Raw genomic sequence first — 20,099 nt, forward strand, 5'->3', positions numbered from 1 at the left:
CTAAGATATAGAACATAAAATCTTTTCTTTCTTAAAAACTCGAAGGATAATTTTTTTGATTTTTTAGAAAATTGGGGAAATTTCACCCAAAAATATATTTATAGTATAAAATTTCTCTTCTCCTTTTCTTTTTTTCCCTTTTGCAACAAGCTTCAGCAGAAGTGATCACTTTTGGCATTAAAATTGCTCAGGACTCATTCACCATGACGGGTTTTTCAAGGAATTTAATCCTTGTCATAATCTTTATTTCTCTCTCTTTGCTGCCCTCAATGTTGAAAGGAGAGGATGGATTAACCGCGGATAATAAGGATAGGGTTAAAGAGAAGGAACTGGCTTCGAAAAACAAGGAGGATAAGTCTCAATCTATCAAAAAAGGGAAACCACCTTCTGTTGGTCCTGATCAGCCTACTCCCTTGGAAGAGAATGGACAAGAAGAAAATATTTCGAATGCAGCAGCTAAGAAACCGGACATTGTTTATCAACAAAGAACCTTAGAACAAACCGTGAGCCAACTCCCAGAAGTCCAGGTTGTTGCAGTGACTCCTTTGCCGGGAATGGGTCAACCCCTTGAAAATTTGGCTGGAAATTATCAATTAGCCAAGGGCGAAACTTGGTTAAGACAAGAGGAATTTAGCTTGCCACAGTTTATGGAAAGAAACATGGCAAGTGTTAATGAAGTCAATCTCAATGGCAATCCATTTTTACCTAACATCAATTATCGAGGATTTGCTGGTTCTCCTATACCAGGGACACCTGTTGGGATTTCGATTTTTTATGATGGGGTAAGGATTAATGAACCGTTTACGAACAATATCCTTTGGGACTACGTGCCCCAGCTAGCTGTTGCTTCCATGGAGGTCGTTCCTGGGTCAAACCCTATTTATGGACAGAATACTCTTGGAGGAGCAATTGTGATTCAAACTAAGGATGGAAGACGCAACCCAGGCTCTATGATCCAGGATTATGCAGGTGCATGGGGAACGAATGACTTGGAGTTTCAACATGGAGGGTATAAAGGCAAATGGGACTGGTTCCTAAGTGGCAACTGGTTTAGTCAAGAGGGTTGGAGACAACAGAGCTCAAGCTATGTCAAACAGCTCTTTGGAAAAGTAGGTTATCATGACGATGGGACGGGTACTGACATTCACTTGGAATATACAGGAGCTGATAATCTATTAAATATCTTGGGTCCTACTCCTTTGGATATGCTCCAAACTGCAGGAAGATCCATGATCTATACAGGGCCTAACCCTCAGCATGACAATCTTAACCTAGTCAATCTGATTGCTAGCCAAGTTTTAACCGAGGAATGGACAATTGGAGCTAACGCTTATTTTAGGCAGTCTGACTTTTCGTTTAACAACGGGAATATTGCCAATAATGTAGATCAATTCCTTGGGTTTAACTATCCATTGGATGCTCAAGCTCTGGACCAAAACGGTATGCCTATTCCAGCTGGAGAATGGGACTTTGGCAATATAAACCAGACGGGAGCTGGGGCAAGAATTCAAGCCCAGTGGGATAAAAAATTTGATGCAATGGACAATTACATGGTTGCTGGAGCCAGTTTTGATTGGTCTCAAAACATTTTTAACTCGGGTTTTTATCCAGCGGCGATGGGACCTAATTACAACAACATCACCATCCCTGGATTTCCCTTCCAACAGCAGTTCGTTGTTCCTGGATTTTCAGATTTTGTTGGACTTTATCTGACCGACACCTTTTCCCCTACTCCATGGTTCCATCTTACGGGAGCCTTAAGAGATAATTATGCACAAATGATTATAGGTGGATTTGGCGTAGATAACAATGGACAGACTGTTTCTTTGAGTGCGGCTGAGCGGTTCCATCAATTAACTCCAGCTGCTGGTTTTACTTTTCAACCGCTAAGAGCTTTTAGTCTTGTTGATCCGCAAATGGAAGATTTAACGTTTTATTTCAATTACAGTGAGAGTTTTAGAGCCCCCATGCCTGGGGAAATTGTTGGAGCTAATCCAGCTATTCCTGTTATTTTACCCATTGCACAGCTGGGGGATCCAGAGCTTGCTCCGGTCCTTGCCCAGACTTTCGAAAGTGGTCTTCGAGGATCGATCAAGCCAGCTAGCTTATCTTGGGCTCTTTCCTTTTACCGAACGATTATTTCTAACAATATCGTTTTTCAGAATACAGGACATTCAAGTGCTGGTTTTTTCCAAAATGTCGCTGCTGAACAAAATCAAGGAATAGAAATCACTCTATCGGGTAATTACAAAAAACTGGGTTGGTTTGCCAATTGGTCATTTCTAGAAGCTACATTCCAGTCTGAGCTTTTTTTAGAGAACGCGATTAGCACCTCTGTTCCTGTCTTTCCAGGGAATAGACTTCCTAATCTGCCAGAGCAGATGTTCAAGGCAGGAATTAGCTATCAGATATTTCCTAGGTGGCTCATTTCGGCTGATTTCCAATACTATTCCAGCCGGTTTCTTTACGGGGATTGGGCAAATGTTTATCCCATGATGCGGGGCTTTTCTGTGCTTAACATTCAAAGCTATGTTACAATCAATAAATATGTCCAGCTCTTTGCTTTTGCGACCAACGTGTTCAATGAGTTTTATGCCGGCGCAGGGATGATTTCCCAGAATGTTTTTACTGGGGCACCTAATGGAGGGACTATTGTTCCTTTTATTACACCAGGCTCACCTTTTGGTATTTGGGGAGGACTAAGAGTTACTTTTTAAAGCAACGAGGATAAACCTTGGTCATTGCTAAAAGCATGGGTCAAAAATATATTACTAAAAAAATTGATTAAAAACTTCTAGGAGTTTCAATCGGGTGGAAGATACCATTATTGCTGCTGCTACTCCTCCAGCTTTTTCTGCCATAGCAATCATTCGGATGAGTGGTCCGGAAAGTTTAGATATCATCAACTCGTTGCTAAGGGAAAAGTTAACTTGGGAACCTCAAAAACTTTACTATAAAAAACTTTATTTTGCAGATGAACTTCTAGACGATGTTGTACTGGCGTACTGGAAATCCCCACGGTCTTATACGGGTGAAGACATGGTAGAAATTTCTTGTCATGGGAATCCTTTTATTGTGGAAAACATTCTTGAAGCTTGCCAAAAGAGGGGTGCAAGACTAGCTCTTCCTGGAGAATTCACAAAAAGAGCTTTTCTAAATGGCAAAATGGATTTGACCCAAGCCGAAGCGGTAATCGATGTGATCCAGGCGGGGGGAAGGCTGGCACTCAAATCGGCCCAAGCGATGCAGTCTGGAAGGTTGTCTCATGAACTGCTCGAAGTGCGCACTGAACTCATTGAAATATTGGCCGAGATTGAAGCCTACATCGATTTTCCCGAGGAAGATATTGAGCCACAGGTTGGCAATTTACTTATCACAAGACTTTTAAGCATAGAAAATAAACTCAAAAGCTTGATTGCTTCAGCTCCTTTAAGCCGGGTATTACGAGAAGGTTTTACGATAGTTTTGGCAGGGTCACCCAATGTCGGCAAATCCAGTTTATTTAACGCCTTGCTTAAGGAAAATAGAGCCATAGTTTCTCCTCACCCGGGGACGACTAGGGATACAATTGAGGCTGAATGTCGGATTTCATCTTTTCTTGTAAGGCTTATTGATACGGCTGGTCAAAGAGAGTCTTCTGACCAGATAGAAGAAGAAGGGATAAGAAGGGCAAAAGAGGCGGTCAAGAAAGCTGATCTCATCCTCTATCTGGTTTCTGCTCCAGGCGATCCTTCTCTAGACCCATTTAGACTGCCGGAGTTGGATCCTCATCAAAAAGTCATCGCAATTGCTTCAAAAGTCGATCTTGGGTTGCATCCAGCCAATAAAGACAAGCTTGCTCTCTCGACGGTGACGGGTGTGGGGCTAGAGGAACTCGAAGAAGAAATAAAAAAGATTTTAAAGGCGTTTTTCCCTCAGGATTTTTCCTTTGGTATCAATTCCCGCCAGCAGGCAGCGTTGCTGAAAATAGCTGAAGCTATTCATAAAGCTATCTGTGGAATAAAGAACCAGCTTGCTCCAGAGTTGATCAGCAGTGAGCTAAGATCTAGCCTGGATATAGTGGGGGAAATTGTTGGGCTTGTGAGTGCTGAAGATATTTTAGACAAAATATTTCAGAAGTTTTGTATAGGCAAGTAACCCGATGATCTATAGAAGACTTTTAAGACCACTGCTCTTTTCTCTTGATCCTGAACTGGCTCATCATCTCTGCTTAAGGCTTCTTAGTCATCCTCTTTATTCTTCCTTTTTAAAACTCTGGTCCTCTTTACAAAAAGGTACTGTCCTTCTTCCTAAACAACTTTGGGGGCTTAAGTTTCCTAATCCCATTGGTCTTGCTGCAGGTTTTGATAAAAACGGGATTGGAATTCAGGGCTGGGAATGGTTGGGTTTTGGATTTGTTGAAATAGGGACGGTTACCCCACTCCCTCAAGAAGGAAATCCAAGGCCCCGGCTTTTTCGACTACCTACAGAAGAAGCACTCTGGAACAGTTTAGGTTTCCCTAGCGAGGGAGCAAAAGCGGTATCCGAAAGGTTAAGCCAACTGATTCAAAAAGCTAAACCCAGGATTCCCATCGGCATTAATATTGGGAAAAATAGATTAACCCTTTTAGAAGATGCAGTTGAAGATTATAAAAAATGCTTTTCTTATTTCAAGAATCTTGGTGATTTTTTTGTCGTCAATGTGAGTTCACCTAATACCCCAGGGCTGCGATCGTTACAACAAAAAGCCTTTTTAGAGAATCTTTTTGACAGCTTAAATTGCCTTAACCTAGCTCCTCGAAAACCTATTCTGGTTAAAGTCTCTGCGGACATAGAACATAAAAAACTTGCTGAAATATTAGAAATGCTTATCCGCAAAGAATCGTGTGGAGTTGTGATATCGAACACTCTTCCTGCCCAAGGGCCAAGCGGAACAGTGGGCGGGATTAGCGGTAAACCTTTAAGAAAGCTAACATTGGAGTTGATTCGGTTTGTGAAAAGGGAAACAAAAGATAAGCTCCCCATCATCGGCGTAGGAGGCATATTCAATGCACAAGATGCTTTAGAAAAATTGGAAGCGGGTGCTGATCTTCTTGAAGTTTATACTGGCTTTGTTTATAACGGGCCTTCTTTCCCAAGAGAACTTTGCAAAGAGCTGGCTCGTTACAGAAAAGATGGTTATGTCTAGACCTCGAAAAGCTTTTCTTAATTTATAGGGTTAGCTCTCCCCCCACTTTAAGGAGACGAAAAGGAATATCTTCTTGTTGGAACTTCTTTTTGGCTTCCTCATGATCAATTTTAATCGCATCAAAAGTATCGAAATGAACCCCCATGACTTGTTTGCAGTTAAGAAGCCTAGCTGCTCGAATCGCTTCGTCTATACCCATAGTAAATACTCCCCCAACAGGAAGAAGGGCTAGATCGATTTGGAAACATTCACCAAAAAGTTTCATGTCGCTCATCAGTGCAGTATCTCCGGCATAATAAAGGATACCTTCTGGTCCCTCCACGACAAATCCACCAGCGGTGCCTCCATAGGAACCATCAGGAAGGCTGCTTGAATGGGCTGCTTGAACATAGTGGATTTTGCCAAAATCAAAAGTTCGGCTGCCTCCTAGATTCATGGGAAAAACCTGGGTCACTCCCTGCTTTTCTAGCCAAAGGGTAATTTCAAAATTAGAAAGGATTGGAGCTTGAGTTTGTTTAGATAGCTGAGCGGCATCAGCAATATGATCGAAATGCCCGTGAGAGACCAAAATGTATTGGGGATTAAGGCTATTGATGTTGATGGACTTTGCACGTGGATTCTGAGTTATAAAAGGATCGACAAGGATAAATGAACTGCCTATTTCTACTCCAAAACAGGAATGCCCGTAATAAATAACTTTCATAAGTTCATTATAATAGAAATATAAGATTAAGTTTTAAAAAAAATTAACGATGAACAATGTTTTTTCAATGTGCCTAGGGTTAAAGATTCAATCCTCGTTATATCTAAAAGTCGTATTGGGAGCAAAAAACAAACCAAAATCCTGTTTCAGGACTTCTAAAAGTTCGTTGTTATCATTGAGTTGCCTAGTCCTTGTGAAATAAGGATTGATTAAAGTTAAGCTTTTGTTACGTAAAAATTTCCTTAGATCAGCCGATAGGGATTGCACAATCAATGTTTTTGTAAATAGTGAGTCGGGGTGTGTGGAAACGTAGTAATTTGCGATTTTATAATCAACCAGTTCTTGTGGTTCAAGAGAAAAGGAATAAAGGGAAGTCCAGCTGTTGTTTTCAAAAAGTTGAAGTAGCCAATGTTGGTTTTGGCGCAAAACTCTATATTGCCAGCCAAAATGAACGCTCTTTTGGTTATCTTCTAGGAGGATGGGCAAGAGAAGTCCATGACCCCCAAATCCAACATCAGCGATCCAGAAGCTTCCATTGCATTCGACTAAAAGACTCATATGAGTTCGGGGAAGCAGCTTGTTGGTTTTGTAATGAACTCTTGCAGCAAGCCTGGTCAGTTTAAAGCCAAGCCGTTCAAGAACATGGGCAAACAAGATATTCTGTTCGAAACAGTATCCTCCTCTATTGCCTATCACGAGTTTTTTTTCAATGTCTTGAAGCTCTAGAGAAATACTTTTACCAAGCAGTATATCAAGGTTTTCAAATGGAATAGACTTTGCGTGAGCAAGATGGATCTCAAAGAGTGTGTCCAAAGAAGGCGATGAACTTTTTCCCTTGTATCCGATACGTTCAAAATAGCTCTCAAGATCAATTTTGAAGAAATTATCTTCCATTACAAGAAGATTACGAAATTTTGAACCCCTTTACAATTTTGGGTTTTCAAGAACAGTTTTAAAGGACAGAAAAAAATAAAAGGCTAAAGAGTCGTTTTTTTAGCACCCTATCCCCCCAGTAAAACATCTCTGAACACATGAGAGTCTTACGAGACCTAAAAAACGTTTAGGTTGACATAAATTAAGGCTTGCCTAAATTAGGTAAATCTAAATTTATATTTGATGCCTGCCTTTATTTTTATCCTATTCATTGTTTTATTATTACTAGGCAAGCTTGGTGCTCAGAACACTCCAGAAGATATCCCCCCTTCAGCTGTTGCTCCCCTGTCTCAATCCAGCAAGGTAAACCCCACTAGTGATTCTCAAAGGGCTTCTTCTGCGACCGCCGAGCCTATTGTACTACCTGTGGTTGAAGTCAGTGAACAGGCGCCTTTGGGAGCGGCCTCATCGACTACCACCGCTTATGGTCCAGAACTCAGCGTGTTTGATACGCCCAGAGAAATTACCCAAATTTCTAGAGAAGCCCTCGACACGCTTTCTCCTGGAAATATCATGGGTTATGACGAACTAGCTCCACTGGTCCCTTCATTGACCACTATGGCTCCTGCAGGAGATTATTCAGTAGAACCTTTCATTCGGGGACTACCAGCCACCGTGTTTAGAAACGGGATGCTTGTTGGACTCGAAAGCTATGGGACCAGTGGACCATTACCCAATTTCTATGCCTACGAAAACATCGATATTGTTCAGGGACCAGTTCCAGCCGTGTTTGGAGCACGGGAAATGGCTGCCGGTTATGCCAATCAGATTACCAAGCAACCTTATTTCGATAAGTTCCGAGGAGCTGCCCAGTATTCTATAGGGATGTATGATCAGAACAGGTGGAATGTCGATATTGGGGGGCCTTTTGCAGGGGGCAAAGCAGCCTACCGCTTCGATTATGCCGGTCAATATTCAGGCAGTTATTACGAGGGGGCTTATATGCATAGCCAAGATTTTTATTTAGCTTTGTCAGCAAGACCGTCAGAGAACTATTGGATCGATTCCAATTTCGAATTTGATACCATGGGGTTCAATTTACCCTTGGGCATTAATAGGCCAGATCAAGCCTTGATCGACTCTGGTCTCTACCAAAGTGGGAACATGATCGGTTGGCTTGGCCCTAATGGGACATTTCATCCAGGGATTGGAACCTCTGTTCCAGGGGAAGGCTACGTGATTCAATGGGGTCCGCAAGTGCCTATCAGTCTAAGGAATAACCTAGCTAATCTTGCTGGATCAGGTAATAGAACGAACTATGGGGTAGCGCAGATAATCCAAACCCTTAAGCTTTCAGATGAATTAAGAGTAGTTAACAATACGATGTTTGAGTATTTTAATGTTGTTCAAAACCCATTAGCTAATTCCAACTGGTCATATTCGCCAGGAGATTGGCTCATCGAACATCGAATAGAAGCCCAAGCACAACTAAACCAATCGATAAAAGGGCTTTCTCTTTCGCATTCTTTGGATGGAGGCATCTTTTTATGGTTTCAAGACAATACCGATTACACGGAAACGAGTCGGATTGCTGATAATTTTTGGAACATGGCAGCACCTCTTTCCCGGTCTAATCTCTTGCCACCCATAACGCTAGCTGAAGCTCTTCGAGCCCAGGATATTTACTTGACCGATATTCCCATACCTGGGATCCCTTATATCACCTACAACACGAATAATTTTGCAACAGCCCGTTCCGAGTTTTTTCAGCTTTCTCCGTTTATCCAGGATATCATAGCTCTTGGAGATAAATGGAGCTTGATTCTTGGAGCCAGGCTGCAGTGGTATTCAATTGCTAACAGTGAGCCTCCAGGTACCCCTTCATTCTTGATGCTTCAAAGTTACTATTCGATTCTTGAACCTCAGTTTAACGCAAGCCTCTCCTACAAACCTTTTCCATGGATGAATGCTTATTTTAGCTATGCTTATACCCAGGTGGCTGCTATGGATGTTTTAGGGGCTTTTTGTCCAGAATTTAGCTCACAATATTATCATCTTGAAAACATCGAATATGAATCGGGGGTCAAATTTAATTTATTTCATGACAAATTATTTCTTTCTACCGAAGGTTTTTATTACTCCACTTTTTTCCCCGTAACCGTTTTGCCAGGAGGCTTTACCCCTATAACTCCTGCTCAAGTCATTGGGGCTGAAATTGCAACCCAGTATCAGTTAGATCGGTCCTGGAATTTTTCAGCCGGGTTTGATTATTTGACTGGAGAAGAATTTTGGACCCAAAGTGTTGCCCAAACGGGTCCAACCGTTATCCAAAATTACTCGGCAGCTGTTGCTGCCCGTTATAATCTGCCCGTGGATCCTTATACGACTTTGCCACCGGCCGTTTATCCATTCATCGGATTTCCTCATGAACATGGAACGGCAATGATCAGTTATAATTCTGGTCAAGGGTTTGGAGGTTCTTTCTGGTTGTGGATTCAAAGTAACATGTTCCTTTCTTATAATTATGCCACGCAGATTCCGATTGACTATACTCTCAATGCCAGCCTCTATTATGGAACAAAGTGGTGGAAAATCCAGCTTCAACTCTATAATCTTACTGACAATCATTATTGGCTTCCAACGGGAACAGGATTCCAGGGAGATAGAGTCTATAATTATGATAAGGTATTGATTGGCTTGCCATTTTGGGTAATGGGAACCGTCAGTGTGTTTTTCTAATATTTTACAACTGTCTTATGGGTTATCATGAAAGTTGGAGAACAAAGGGTTGTTACCATAGAAAAGATTGTCTATGGGGGGGAAGGGTTGGGAAAGTTAGAAGAAAACATGGTGGTCTTCGTTCCTTTTTCTGCCCCGGGTGATAAGCTAAGGATAGTCATTCAAGAAATTAAAAAGGGTTACCTAAGGGCTACCCTTAAAGAAATCCTGGAAGCAGGGAAAGGAAGAATAAATCCTCCTTGTCCTTATTATGGGCTTTGTGGAGGTTGTAGCTACCAACACCTTGATTACGAAACCGAACTTTCTATTAAAGAAGATCAGTTAAAAGAAATCTTTTTTGGGTTTTTAAAAGAATATCCTTCCTTGGTGGAAAAAATAATTCCTTCTCCTTTTCCCTATGGATATCGTAATCGTGTTAGTCTTCATAATCGGAATGGTAGGGTAGGGTTTTATGCAAGAGGATCCAGTCGAGTTATCCCCATAAAGTCATGCCTGATTGCTTCAGAACAAGTCAATAAACTTTTAGCAAAGAAGAGCTATGGCTCAAAAAATCGATTTTCAGGGGGAATAAAACATTTTTCCATCCGGGAGCCTTCGATTCCCTCTACGGGTTTTTATCAGGTCAATCGGTTTCTGCTTGGAAAACTCAAGGAGGTTGTATCGACACTGATCGGTACTGATGTTCCTTTCATTATCGAAGGGTATTGTGGAGCTGGGTTTTTTACAGAACAATTAAGTAAAAACGCCCAGCTGATTTATGCTATTGAAACCAATCCTAAAAGCTTAGAAGAGGCAAAAAAACTTGGACTCAAGAATGTTTTTTTTATTGAAGGGAAGATAGAGGATAAAATAGCTGATTGCTTATTGCGGCTTGGTAGTTCAAAAGCTGCCTATCTTTTTGATCCTCCTAAAGAAGGTTTGTCCAAAGCACTGATTTTATGGCTGATCGATCATCCTCTGTCTAAACTTGTTTATGTTTCTTGTAACCCCTTGACATTGAAAAGAGACATCCTGAAGCTTGAAAAAAGTTATGTCCTAAAAAAAATAGTTCCCGTAGATCTTTTCCCAAGAACGCCAGAAATCGAATCGGCTGCGGTTTTAGTTCCAAGATAATTGTTCTTCATGTGTGCGGTGATGTTAGTTGGCAAGCCTTTTATTTTATTTTTTTAACTATAGAGCGTAGAAAAAGACCGAAAATCAGCAGGCTAAAGGCTAAGCCACTTAAAAAACCTACCTTTTGATGCCAACACAAATGCCCATGAGAAAATAAAGAAAAGATAAAAACCCCTCCCAGGGGTAAAAAGATAAGGAGTAGGGGAAAAATCAAGAAGAGAAATATCAAGATCCCCTTGGTCATTTTCTTTTCCCTAGAAGGAATGACGATGGGTTTACCTAGGCCCAAATCAATGATAAGAGGACTGTCTTTTTCCTCGGTCCGAATCTCTTTATTTTCATCTATTTCTTCAAATTGAGCCAAATCATCCAAAATTATCCATTCTTGTTTTCCTTGAGTCGAATTGAGCTCAGCTATCTTATCTTTTGGATAAAAATCTTTAATTCGATTTTTCATAGAAAATTTCTTAAATATATATTTGGCTAAACCAAAGAAAAAGGGCTTTTATACCACAGTCCTTTAGTGCTCGTTTAAAATTGCTTTATTGCCCAAAGCCAGTTGCTTTTGAATGAAAGCATAGAGATCAAAGGTGTGTTGATCAAAAAGACAAAAAATAACTTTTTCAGGGCGTAAGTGAGATTCCAGGAACTCACATACCACTTTCCATGCAATCTTAGCTGCTTTTTCAGGGGGAAAACCGTAAACCCCCGTGCTAATTGCAGGAAACGCTACAGAATGGGCGTCAACTTCGATCGCACGAAGCAAAGCTTGGTTGTAGCAAGAAGCCAAGAGTTCTTTTTCCTTTGCTTGACCTCCTTTCCATACGGGACCTACGGCATGAATGATCCATTTTGCTTGCATGTCAAACCCAGGAGTGACCTTGGCTTGTCCTGTTGGGCATCCATTTAACTTTGCGCAGGCTTCAGCAAGCCTTGGCCCTGCCGCCCTGTGGATTGCCCCATCCACCCCTCCTCCTTTAATCAGCCTTGAGTTGGCTGCATTGACTACCGCATCAACCTTGAGTTGAGTAATATCTCCTTGGACAAGTTCTATCCTTGAGATTACATCCTCTATGCCCATGAATTAAATGTAAGGGGTTGTGGGGATGTTCTGCAAAAAAAAAATTTCTTTTTATGAAACCTTTAAAGAAGTTTTTTTAAAGTCTAAGATCCTTGTTCCATGGGAACAAACTCTAGAAAATATTGGTAAGCTAAAAAGTGATGCTTTTTAAGTAATTTATAGCCTGCAGCTTTAAATTCAGCTATCACTTCTGATTCCGAAAGACGATGTTTTGAAGGCGGGCCATAAGGAGAGCTGGGATAAAAATCAATCAGGGCCACTTTCCCTCCTCTTTTAAGAGCAGAAGAAAGCCTTTTTAGATATTCGATTCGATTGTCCATGTGGTGATAAACTTCACATAAAAAAATAATATTGACCGATCGATTATTTAATTGGGGATTATTGGGATCAACTTGCTTTACGACCACGTTTTTCAGATTTTTCTCTTTGATTTCTTTTTTCATGTATCGAACCATAGCGGGCTCCGAGTCCAAGGCATAGACTTTGCCTTTTTCCCCAACAGCCTGGGAAAACCTTCGACTGAAATATCCAGTTCCGGCACCTATATCTGCAATACTATATCCAGGCTTGATATCGAGGGCTTCGATGACACGATCGGGTTTTTGCCACTGATCCCTTTCTTTGGATTCAAACATCTGGGCATAGCGCTTAACATCATGAAAACTATGATGAAATCCTTTCTTAGCCTTTTGCTCTATGGATGAAGACTCCATTTCTTGACTAAATCCCCTACACAGGGTCAAAAAGAAAATGATGTAAAAAAACCAAAGCCAAACTTTCGATGAGTGAAAATAAGTGGTCATTTATTGATTCCTTTTGTTTTTGCGTTGTTTAATCAACTTCAAGTTGGAAATTATAGGTTGAAAAACTCTAGGTTTTCCCCTTCTTTTTAATCAATCCAAAAAAAAATGCAACCCTTCGCTGTATAAGTAGCGGCTAGATTTTCAGCAACCAAAATAGCCGGCAGAAATTTTCTTCTCCATCGACTGACCATGGATTTCTTGAAAAGACATGATTGATTATCACTCCCTGGCCTTAAAATGTGATTAAATTTTTTATTATAAACTTTCCAGTTAACTAGAAATATGGAAAAATCGGGCCTATCTCGCAACGTTTCTTTTTTTAAAGATGACACGGGGTTATTTTTTGAATGTAGAACTGGATTATTTAAAAAGAGTCGTTTTTTTGGTCTTTTGCCTTGCAGCTTTTTGGAATCCATCTTTACAGGCTGAAGTTAAAACTAAAGAGTTGGATGATATATTTGTTTCCAAGGAGCTTCTTTTAAAAAAAGAAAATATAAAGAAAGATTGGGAAAAAGACCTGTTTTTGGGCATTTTTTCAGGGGGATTTTGGCCTTCGGTTACAAGAACTTCATCTTCCACTGTTTATCCTTCAGCTAAGGTAGAACATTCTGAAGGATACAGCCAATCTCAGTCCGGTTATTTTGGAGGGTTTTATTTAGGTTACGATTTTAAGCAAGCAGCATTGCCCCTTTGTGGAGATAAAAAATGGAAAGCGATCCCAGCAGTGGCCGTTGTCTTTAACTATGGTCAGATTAGTACTTCAGGTTTTTCTTACGAGAGCCAGTCCCTTCATCCTTCTTACTCCAATGGCAGCAATCAATCATTCATTCCTGAAATAGCGGCCGTTGTCAATTTTTCAAACAGTTCGCCTTTTGTTCCTTTTGTAGGATTTACCCTAGGTGCGGCATTGAGTTGGCTTGTTGATCCCTCTGCAATCAATTTCCAGGGTAAAGAACTTTTAGCTCCTGACCAGACTGCTTTTGGCTCAGCTTTTACATCGAAGTTTATTGCGGGATTAGCCTTCAGGATTTTTCCTCATTGTGATGTGCTGATCGCTTATACAACAAGGGTTATTGCCCCGATGGATTTTAAATTAGAGCCCTCGCCTTTGACAGGGGCCTCTACGGTTATTTCTCATTCAGGGTGGTACCAGGATTTTGAAGGTTGGGGAGCTATTCAGTATAACTTTTGGCCATGAAGCAAAAAATTTAAGTCAGTTCCTCATCTTCCAAAGGTTCTTTTGGCTTTAAATCAGGTTGCACGTAGCATTTCTTTGCTCTATTGCTTTGTGCTTCTTCTTTACAAAAGAAAGTGGTTGAAAGAAGTTATATCTAAATAAGGTTATAATCTCTCTTATGAAAATAAAAAGCTTACTAGGTTTAATTCTTTTCTTTATGATTGGTGGGTTTGCTTTTGGATCCCAAGCCTCTTTGCTGACGAAAAAAATCAGTTGCAATTGCGGCAAGCGCTGTGCCCATGCTCAAAATTGTTTTGGATATAAAGACAGTTGTGATCATGGCAAAAGAAAGAGTTTGTAAAGTCTGACCACAAAAACAATAGGCGCTTTACAATAACTTAAAGGAGAATTTTTTCTTCAAGAAGGCCGGTAGGAAGAAGCGCTAAAAAAGACTGTAAATGGCTTAAGGATTTCTAAAGCTTTGCTAACATCGCTTTGGGCCAACTGACACTGGTTGTCAGCACAGATGTAAATTGAAGGTTGATCTCGGTATTGAGCAGTGAGAGAACCATAGAAATCGGCCGATTTGAGTAAAGCGGGGACTTTTTCTTTTGGATCTAGCACTAATAATATCCGGTTAGGTATAAACAAACGGGACAAGGTGTGGAATAGTTGTCTTGTATGGGCATTTTCTTTTTCTCCTACAATGATGATTTCAACCCGTGGAGATCGGTATTCATTATAGACAGCAAGAAAGTAGGGTAGGGCGGTAGGAAATCTTTCTAACATAGGCCAGCAAAGCTTAAAGAGCTCTTCTAGCCTTTGCCTCCATTTTTCTTCACCCGTCATGGAATAAAGTTTTAACAAAGAATGAGCGGATAAAGAAATCGTTGCGGGCTCTGCTCCATCATATTCCTCTCTAGACTCGATAGATTTTGCTGAACTTTCGACCGCTTTTGTCAAGTAAGTGTGCCTGTAGGGATCTCGAAACTTTTCTTCAAGGATTTCTTGAAATTGTCTTGCCAAAGAAAGCCATTTTTCGTCTTGATCCGCTTCAAAAAGATGGAGTAGTCCAACAGCAACTGAAGCATAATCGGTGGAAAAACCACCAATCGTTCCTCTTCCATGGCGATAAATACGGTAGAGGGTTTGATTTTCAGGATCCCAAAGATTGTCTAAAAGAAAAGAGGCCGTTTTTTTAGCTTCCTCAACTAACCTCTTATCCTCAAATACCATGTAGGCCTTTGAAAGAGAAGAAAGGCAATAACCGTTCCATGAACAAATAATTTTATCGTCAAGAAAAGGCCTTGATCGATTGATACGAGTTTTTTTCAACATTGCCTTTGCTTTAGCCACCAAATTTTTTGTCTCCTCCAAGGACATGGACAATTGTTCAGCTAAAGTAGGCAAAGTGGTGGCTAGATAGAGTATGTTTTTTTCTCTGAGTCCTTCTTCGGTGATTGATCCCTGGGGGAGATTGCCTTGGGGAGTTGCTCCAAAAAATTGGAGAAGTTTTTCAATTATGTTTTTATCTCCAATCGGCTCTAGACTTTCTTCAAGCTCTTTCATCGTCCACAGGTAATAGGCTCCTTCTTCTTCCTGTCCAAGAGCATTGAGACTGTCAGCATCTTCAGCTGAATAAAAACCTCCTGAATCAGAGTGAAGATGGCTAAATAGATAATCAAAAAAACAGAGAGAAGTCTCTTTAAAAAGGGGATCTTGGGTTATCTGGTAGGCTTCGATATAGGAATAACCAAGGGTGGCCTGGTCATAGAGCATCTTTTCAAAGTGGGGCAATCGCCACTGTGCATCGACAGAATACCTATGGAAACCTCCCTCTAACTGGTCATGGATTCCTCCGCAGCTCATTTTTTGGAGGCTAAATAAAGCCATTTGCAGGCTTTTTTCCTTGTATTCCAGGGAAAAATCAGAAGATGACCCCGCTCTGAATAGAAAGTAAAACAGGCTAGGACGCGGGAACTTGGGGGGAGGACTAAATCCGCCATGGATCCTATCAAAACTAGCCCAGAGCTGCTCGACAGCTTTTTTAGCTGCGATCGTTAAATTGGGAGGGCTTTGCGTTTCAATAGAACTATTGATCGCTTCTTTCATTTTAAGAAGGATTTCCTCTCCTTGCTGCTCGAGAAGCGATCGATTCGATTGCCAGAGTTCAGCTATTTTTTTGAGAATGTCGATGAACCCAGGTTTCCCCCATTTGCTTTCCAAGGGAAAATAAGTGCCCCCAAAAAAGGGTTCTAGATTTGGAGTAAGCCAAACATTTAAAGGCCATCCTCCTTGTCCCGTAAAAGCTTGAACAAACTCCATGTAAAACTGATCAATATCAGGCCGTTCTTCTCTATCAACTTTTATAGGGATAAAAAAAGCATTAAGCAGTTCGGCTACAGTAGGGTTTTCAAAAGACTCTTTGGCCATGACATGGCACCAATGGCATGTTGAATAACCTATGGAAAGAAAAATAGGCTTGTTTAACCTTTTTGCTTTCAGAAGACTTTCTTCATTCCATGGCTGCCAATCAACGGGATTATTAGCATGTTGGAGCAAATAGGGACTTTTTTCTCTACAGAGTGCATTCATTAAAGGGTTTAGATGTGGCGAAAAAACGCTAAAAACAGTTCTTTCTTTTTTGTTATCTTCGGTTAATTCTATTGAAAGTCAACTGATTACTCTTTTCTTTTGCAGGGAGCGACACAATGGGAATGAAAGATCTCTGAAAGAATGGAATGGTCACAATGAAATGGGCTAAGAAAACTACCCTTTTCTTATTACTTGGATTTTTTTTAACCCTATCAGCTGCTTATTGGGCCTATGGTAAAGAAAAAAAGGAAGGGGAGATTGTTTTGACAGAGAGTCAAGCCGAAGAAATAGGAAAGAAAATTTGGGATAACGAATCAGGCGGTAAAGTATCTGGACTGGTCTGTTGGAATGCGGGAGAAGATTTTGCTTCGTTAGGGATCTGCCATTTTATCTGGTATCCAGCGACTAAAAGAGGACCATTCGAAGAGAGTTTCCCCCAATACCTTGAGTTTGCTTTAGAAAACGGAGCTAAACTTCCCAGGTGGCTTAATCCAACTTCTAGCTGTCCATGGTCTACCCGCAGTTCGTTTTATGCGGCCATGGGTGGCAGACAGATGGAGGAGTTAAAACTTTTTTTGTTAGATACAATACCTCTACAGGTTAAATTTGCTATTAAGAAACTTAACGAAGCCTTTCCCAAAATGTTAGCGTTATGTCCGGATAGCCAAAAAGGAAAACTGAAGGCTAATTTTCAGCAGCTTTCCCGATCAACCCAGGGATTATATGCTTTGATCGATTATGTTAATTTCAAAGGTGACGGTACTTGGCCAACGGAAAGATATAAGGGGAAAGGATGGGGGCTTTTACAAGTTCTCGAAGAGATGGAAGGGGATAATATCCTGGATGCTTTTTGTGAAGCAGCTAAAAAAGTAATAAAAAGAAGGGTAAACAATGCACCTCCTTCTCGTCACGAAGAAAGATGGCTTAAAGGTTGGCTTAACCGTATTGACACCTATTGCAAATAAAGAGGTTAACCAAAAGGATTATGAAAAAGGCCAAAATGGGTAGTCTTTAAAACCTATGGATACATGCTATAACGGTATAAGGGGAAGCTTAATTATAATTCTATTTCTTTTAACTTCTTCTCTTTCTGCGCAGGCATGGAATTTAGAAAAAACCATTGAGCAAGGGGCAGCAATGATTTTGGAGATGAAAAACCGCTATAAAGATAATATTCCAGAACCTTTATTCCAAGAAGCCAAAGGAGTTGGAGTGGTCAGCATACTTCAAGCCAGTTTGTTTATGAAAGAAAGACGGGGAAAAGGTTGGGTAGCCATTCGCCTTCCTGAGGGACGCTGGTCTGGGCCCCTAGCTGTGAATGTATCAGGATGGGATTTGGGATTAGAAGTGGGTTTCAAAGCCGTGGAGCTCTTCTTGCTTTTTAATTCTCAAGAAACGATTGATCTGATTGTAAAAGGGACAAGATGTAATATTGGAGTAGGGCAAAGTGCCCAGCCAGGGTTAGTTGAAATCACTGAAGATCAGGTTTCCTCACCGACGGCTTCCGTTTATGTGTATCTTGTCTCCAAGAAAAAAATGAAAGGGATACAAATAGGGAACATTGATCTTGTTGCTGATCCCGATACTAATTGGAAATATTACCAGCAAAAATGTATTCCCTTTCAAATTCTTTCCGGCAGAGTCCCTGTTCCTGAAAGTGCACAGAGATTAATCCAGGCGTTATCTGAACCTTATCGGAGTGTGCCTGTAAGACAAGCAGAAAGAGTCGTAGCTTCTCCCCAGCCTATCCAATAATCCTTTGTAAGCGCTTTTCTTATTCCCTTTTTTGTTCGATGGGAAATGTGATCTCCATGGTAGTTCCTTTGCCTACATCACTGATAGCCCTGAGAGTGCCGCCATGGAGTTCCACAATCTGCTTGGTGATCGAAAGTCCTAATCCGGTTCCTCCTTGATCTCGATTCCGGGATTTATCTCCACGATAAAACCGGTCGAAAATAAAGGGAAGATCTTTGGGAGGAATTCCAAAACCATTGTCGATGATTTTTAGGACGAAGTTTTGACCCATTCTTTGTGCTTGAATGACCACTTCTCTGGGAGGAGTAGAAAACTTGATAGCATTATCGATCAGGTTGTAAATGGCTTGTTGAAACCAAAAAGGATCGATTTCAATGGGTGGAAGATCTTTTTCAACCAAAAGATTAACTGTGCATTCCTTTTGTTTGAATAGGGGATGAAGATCTTGAAGTGTTTCTTCTATGAACTTAGAGAAGTTGATGGATATGGGCTCGATAGTCAATTTGCGTGATTCAAGCTTGGCAAGAAGCAACAGATCTTCAATTAAAAGAGAGAGCCTTTCGCAATGTTTTTTCAGAATTTCATAGATTCTTTTGGTTTCTGCTTTAGACAGTTTTGGATTTTCGATCAAGGTTTCGACGTAACCCTTAAAGATAGAAAGGGGAGTTCTCAGTTCATGGCTGACATTGATCACGAACTCTTTTCTTGCTTCTTCAAACATCTTTATTTCGGTAATATCACGAAAGACTAAAACCATAATGTCACTAGGCAACTCTTGAGACTCATTGGTTACAGGGACAGCATCAACAACAAAATAGCCGGAGATTGTCCCTCTTGTTTCTGCACCCAAGAGTTCTTGGGTTAAAGGTTTTTGGGATTTGAAGGCTTCTTCGATCATTTTTTCAATTTCTGGAAGCTGGACCAATTCGACTAATTTTTTGCCCTGTGGATTAACATTCAAACCAAAAATCCTTTTAAATGAATCATTGGCTATCTTTATGAGATGACTCCGATCAATGATGACGATGCCTTCAGCCATCGATTTAAGAATGGTGTTTAAATTGATTTCTTCTTCTTTTGAAGCACGGATTAATCCTTGAAGAGTAGTGGATATAGACTCAAGGTTGCTTGAAATGGCTAAAAAGAGGGGATTCCCACTCAATAGAAAAGAGGAAGGGCTTTCTTTATTTTTTATAGCTTCGGTAATCTTTTCAATCTTTTGCAACCGGGATATCCAGAATTTTTGTCTCTGGAAAAAAAGAAAGAGAAATCCTATAGACAAAAAAAATACCAGACCGATCAGAAACCAGAGCATAGCTTAAGTAAAGTTAGATAAAAATGTAGTCTCGATCCCTTAATTACAAGAGCCTTAGTTTGGTTTTGTAAACCTATATCCAATACCCCTAACGGTCCTCAAGAATTGTGAAGCTCTCCCTAGTTTATCCCTGAGCCTTCGGATATGGGTATCGATGGTACGCGTATCGATAGTTTTATCGTAACCCCAAACATCTTTTAAAAGCTGCTCGCGACTCTGAACGGTCCCTTCTTTTTCAACCAGCGTTGACAAGAGACGAAATTCTATAGGGGTCAACTCGATCTTCCTTTTTTTGTAATAAGCGACTTTATCAATCGGATCGAGCCTGATTTTATCATCTAGGTGAAGTTGCTTGAGAGCTGCATTATTTTCAAATCTTCTTCGAAATATGGACTGTATTCGTAAAATTAACTCTCTTGGACTAAAAGGCTTGGCGATGTAGTCATCGGCACCCAACTCTAACCCTAAAATCCGATCCGATGGATTCGATTTCGCTGTCAGGATCACAATAGGAATGGACGAGGTATCAGGATCTTTCTTCAAATATTTACAAACATCAAGTCCAGAAAACTCGGGTATCATCAGATCAAGAACGATCAAGTCGGGCATCTGCTTGCGAGCGATACGCAAAGCCTCCATCCCTTCTTTTGCCTCGATCGTTTCAAAACCTTGGGATTTCAGCTGCATGCAAATTAAAGACAGAACATCTTCTTCATCCTCAACCACAAGTATTTTTTTCTTTCTTTTATCCATTCCCATATTGGCATTAGTAGATACT

General features: G+C 40.6%; 16 protein-coding genes. 8 read left to right on the forward strand and 8 right to left on the reverse strand.

The window, feature by feature from the left end:
• Window positions 1-203 precede the first annotated feature (203 nt).
• The 3 genes from IT6_RS07015 (at window position 204) to IT6_RS07025 (ending at window position 5,167) form a co-directional block, all read left to right on the forward strand.
• The gene (locus IT6_RS07015) at window positions 204-2,717 is read left to right on the forward strand and encodes a TonB-dependent receptor (protein WP_242524142.1); all 2,514 of its coding nucleotides are present in this window, start codon (window positions 204-206) and stop codon (window positions 2,715-2,717) included.
• A gap of 94 nt (window positions 2,718-2,811) precedes the next feature.
• On the forward strand, window positions 2,812-4,137 hold the full coding sequence (gene mnmE / locus IT6_RS07020) for a tRNA uridine-5-carboxymethylaminomethyl(34) synthesis GTPase MnmE (protein WP_206825761.1): 1,326 nt from the start codon (window positions 2,812-2,814) through the stop codon (window positions 4,135-4,137).
• Window positions 4,138-4,141: 4 nt separating this feature from the next.
• Window positions 4,142-5,167, forward strand: coding sequence for a quinone-dependent dihydroorotate dehydrogenase (locus IT6_RS07025; protein WP_206825763.1), 1,026 nt, complete (start codon window positions 4,142-4,144; stop codon window positions 5,165-5,167).
• Between the two features lie 22 nt (window positions 5,168-5,189).
• Here IT6_RS07025 and IT6_RS07030 read toward each other — a convergent pair whose 3' ends face one another.
• Both IT6_RS07030 and IT6_RS07035 read right to left on the reverse strand, forming a co-directional pair.
• Complete coding sequence (locus IT6_RS07030) at window positions 5,190-5,870, reverse strand: metal-dependent hydrolase (protein ID WP_206825764.1); 681 nt, start codon at window positions 5,868-5,870, stop codon at window positions 5,190-5,192.
• 87 nt (window positions 5,871-5,957) lie between these two features.
• On the reverse strand, window positions 5,958-6,683 hold the full coding sequence (locus tag IT6_RS07035; RefSeq protein WP_206825765.1) for an arylamine N-acetyltransferase family protein: 726 nt from the start codon (window positions 6,681-6,683) through the stop codon (window positions 5,958-5,960).
• Window positions 6,684-6,986: 303 nt separating this feature from the next.
• Between IT6_RS07035 and IT6_RS07040 the strand changes: the two genes are divergently transcribed.
• Together IT6_RS07040 and IT6_RS07045 are read left to right on the forward strand one after the other, a co-directional pair.
• A complete protein-coding gene (locus IT6_RS07040) occupies window positions 6,987-9,482 on the forward strand; it encodes a TonB-dependent receptor (protein ID WP_206825766.1) in 2,496 nt (831 codons plus the stop codon).
• Between the two features lie 27 nt (window positions 9,483-9,509).
• Entirely contained in the window at window positions 9,510-10,595 is a 1,086-nt protein-coding gene (locus IT6_RS07045; protein ID WP_206825770.1) for a class I SAM-dependent RNA methyltransferase, read from the forward strand.
• 40 nt (window positions 10,596-10,635) lie between these two features.
• Here the strand turns inward: IT6_RS07045 and IT6_RS07050 are convergent, their stop codons facing one another.
• The 3 genes from IT6_RS07050 to IT6_RS07060 all read right to left on the reverse strand — a co-directional run bounded on the left by IT6_RS07050 (window position 10,636) and on the right by IT6_RS07060 (window position 12,479).
• On the reverse strand, window positions 10,636-11,052 hold the full coding sequence (locus IT6_RS07050; protein ID WP_134440240.1) for a hypothetical protein: 417 nt from the start codon (window positions 11,050-11,052) through the stop codon (window positions 10,636-10,638).
• Window positions 11,053-11,115: 63 nt separating this feature from the next.
• A complete protein-coding gene (locus tag IT6_RS07055; protein WP_206825771.1) occupies window positions 11,116-11,676 on the reverse strand; it encodes an O-acetyl-ADP-ribose deacetylase in 561 nt (186 codons plus the stop codon).
• Window positions 11,677-11,759: 83 nt separating this feature from the next.
• A complete protein-coding gene (locus tag IT6_RS07060) occupies window positions 11,760-12,479 on the reverse strand; it encodes a class I SAM-dependent methyltransferase (protein WP_134440241.1) in 720 nt (239 codons plus the stop codon).
• A 325-nt stretch (window positions 12,480-12,804) separates the two neighbouring features.
• Between IT6_RS07060 and IT6_RS07065 the strand changes: the two genes are divergently transcribed.
• The gene (locus IT6_RS07065; protein ID WP_206825772.1) at window positions 12,805-13,677 is read left to right on the forward strand and encodes a hypothetical protein; all 873 of its coding nucleotides are present in this window, start codon (window positions 12,805-12,807) and stop codon (window positions 13,675-13,677) included.
• A 396-nt stretch (window positions 13,678-14,073) separates the two neighbouring features.
• Here IT6_RS07065 and IT6_RS07070 read toward each other — a convergent pair whose 3' ends face one another.
• Entirely contained in the window at window positions 14,074-16,251 is a 2,178-nt protein-coding gene (locus IT6_RS07070) for a thioredoxin domain-containing protein (RefSeq protein ID WP_206825773.1), read from the reverse strand.
• Between the two features lie 155 nt (window positions 16,252-16,406).
• On the opposite strand from IT6_RS07070, the gene IT6_RS07075 reads away from it, so the two are divergent.
• The gene (locus IT6_RS07075) at window positions 16,407-17,216 is read left to right on the forward strand and encodes a hypothetical protein (protein ID WP_206825775.1); all 810 of its coding nucleotides are present in this window, start codon (window positions 16,407-16,409) and stop codon (window positions 17,214-17,216) included.
• A gap of 55 nt (window positions 17,217-17,271) precedes the next feature.
• Window positions 17,272-18,006 (forward strand): lipid-binding SYLF domain-containing protein, encoded by a 735-nt coding sequence (locus IT6_RS07080; RefSeq protein WP_134440245.1) that lies wholly within the window; start codon window positions 17,272-17,274, stop codon window positions 18,004-18,006.
• A 19-nt stretch (window positions 18,007-18,025) separates the two neighbouring features.
• Here the strand turns inward: IT6_RS07080 and IT6_RS07085 are convergent, their stop codons facing one another.
• Window positions 18,026-19,321, reverse strand: coding sequence for a sensor histidine kinase (locus IT6_RS07085; RefSeq protein ID WP_206825776.1), 1,296 nt, complete (start codon window positions 19,319-19,321; stop codon window positions 18,026-18,028).
• Window positions 19,322-19,375: 54 nt separating this feature from the next.
• A complete protein-coding gene (locus IT6_RS07090) occupies window positions 19,376-20,074 on the reverse strand; it encodes a response regulator (RefSeq protein WP_242524143.1) in 699 nt (232 codons plus the stop codon).
• Window positions 20,075-20,099: the final 25 nt, after the last annotated feature.

The sequence above is a fragment of the Methylacidiphilum caldifontis genome (genome assembly GCF_017310505.1).
GTDB lineage: Bacteria > Verrucomicrobiota > Verrucomicrobiia > Methylacidiphilales > Methylacidiphilaceae > Methylacidiphilum > Methylacidiphilum caldifontis.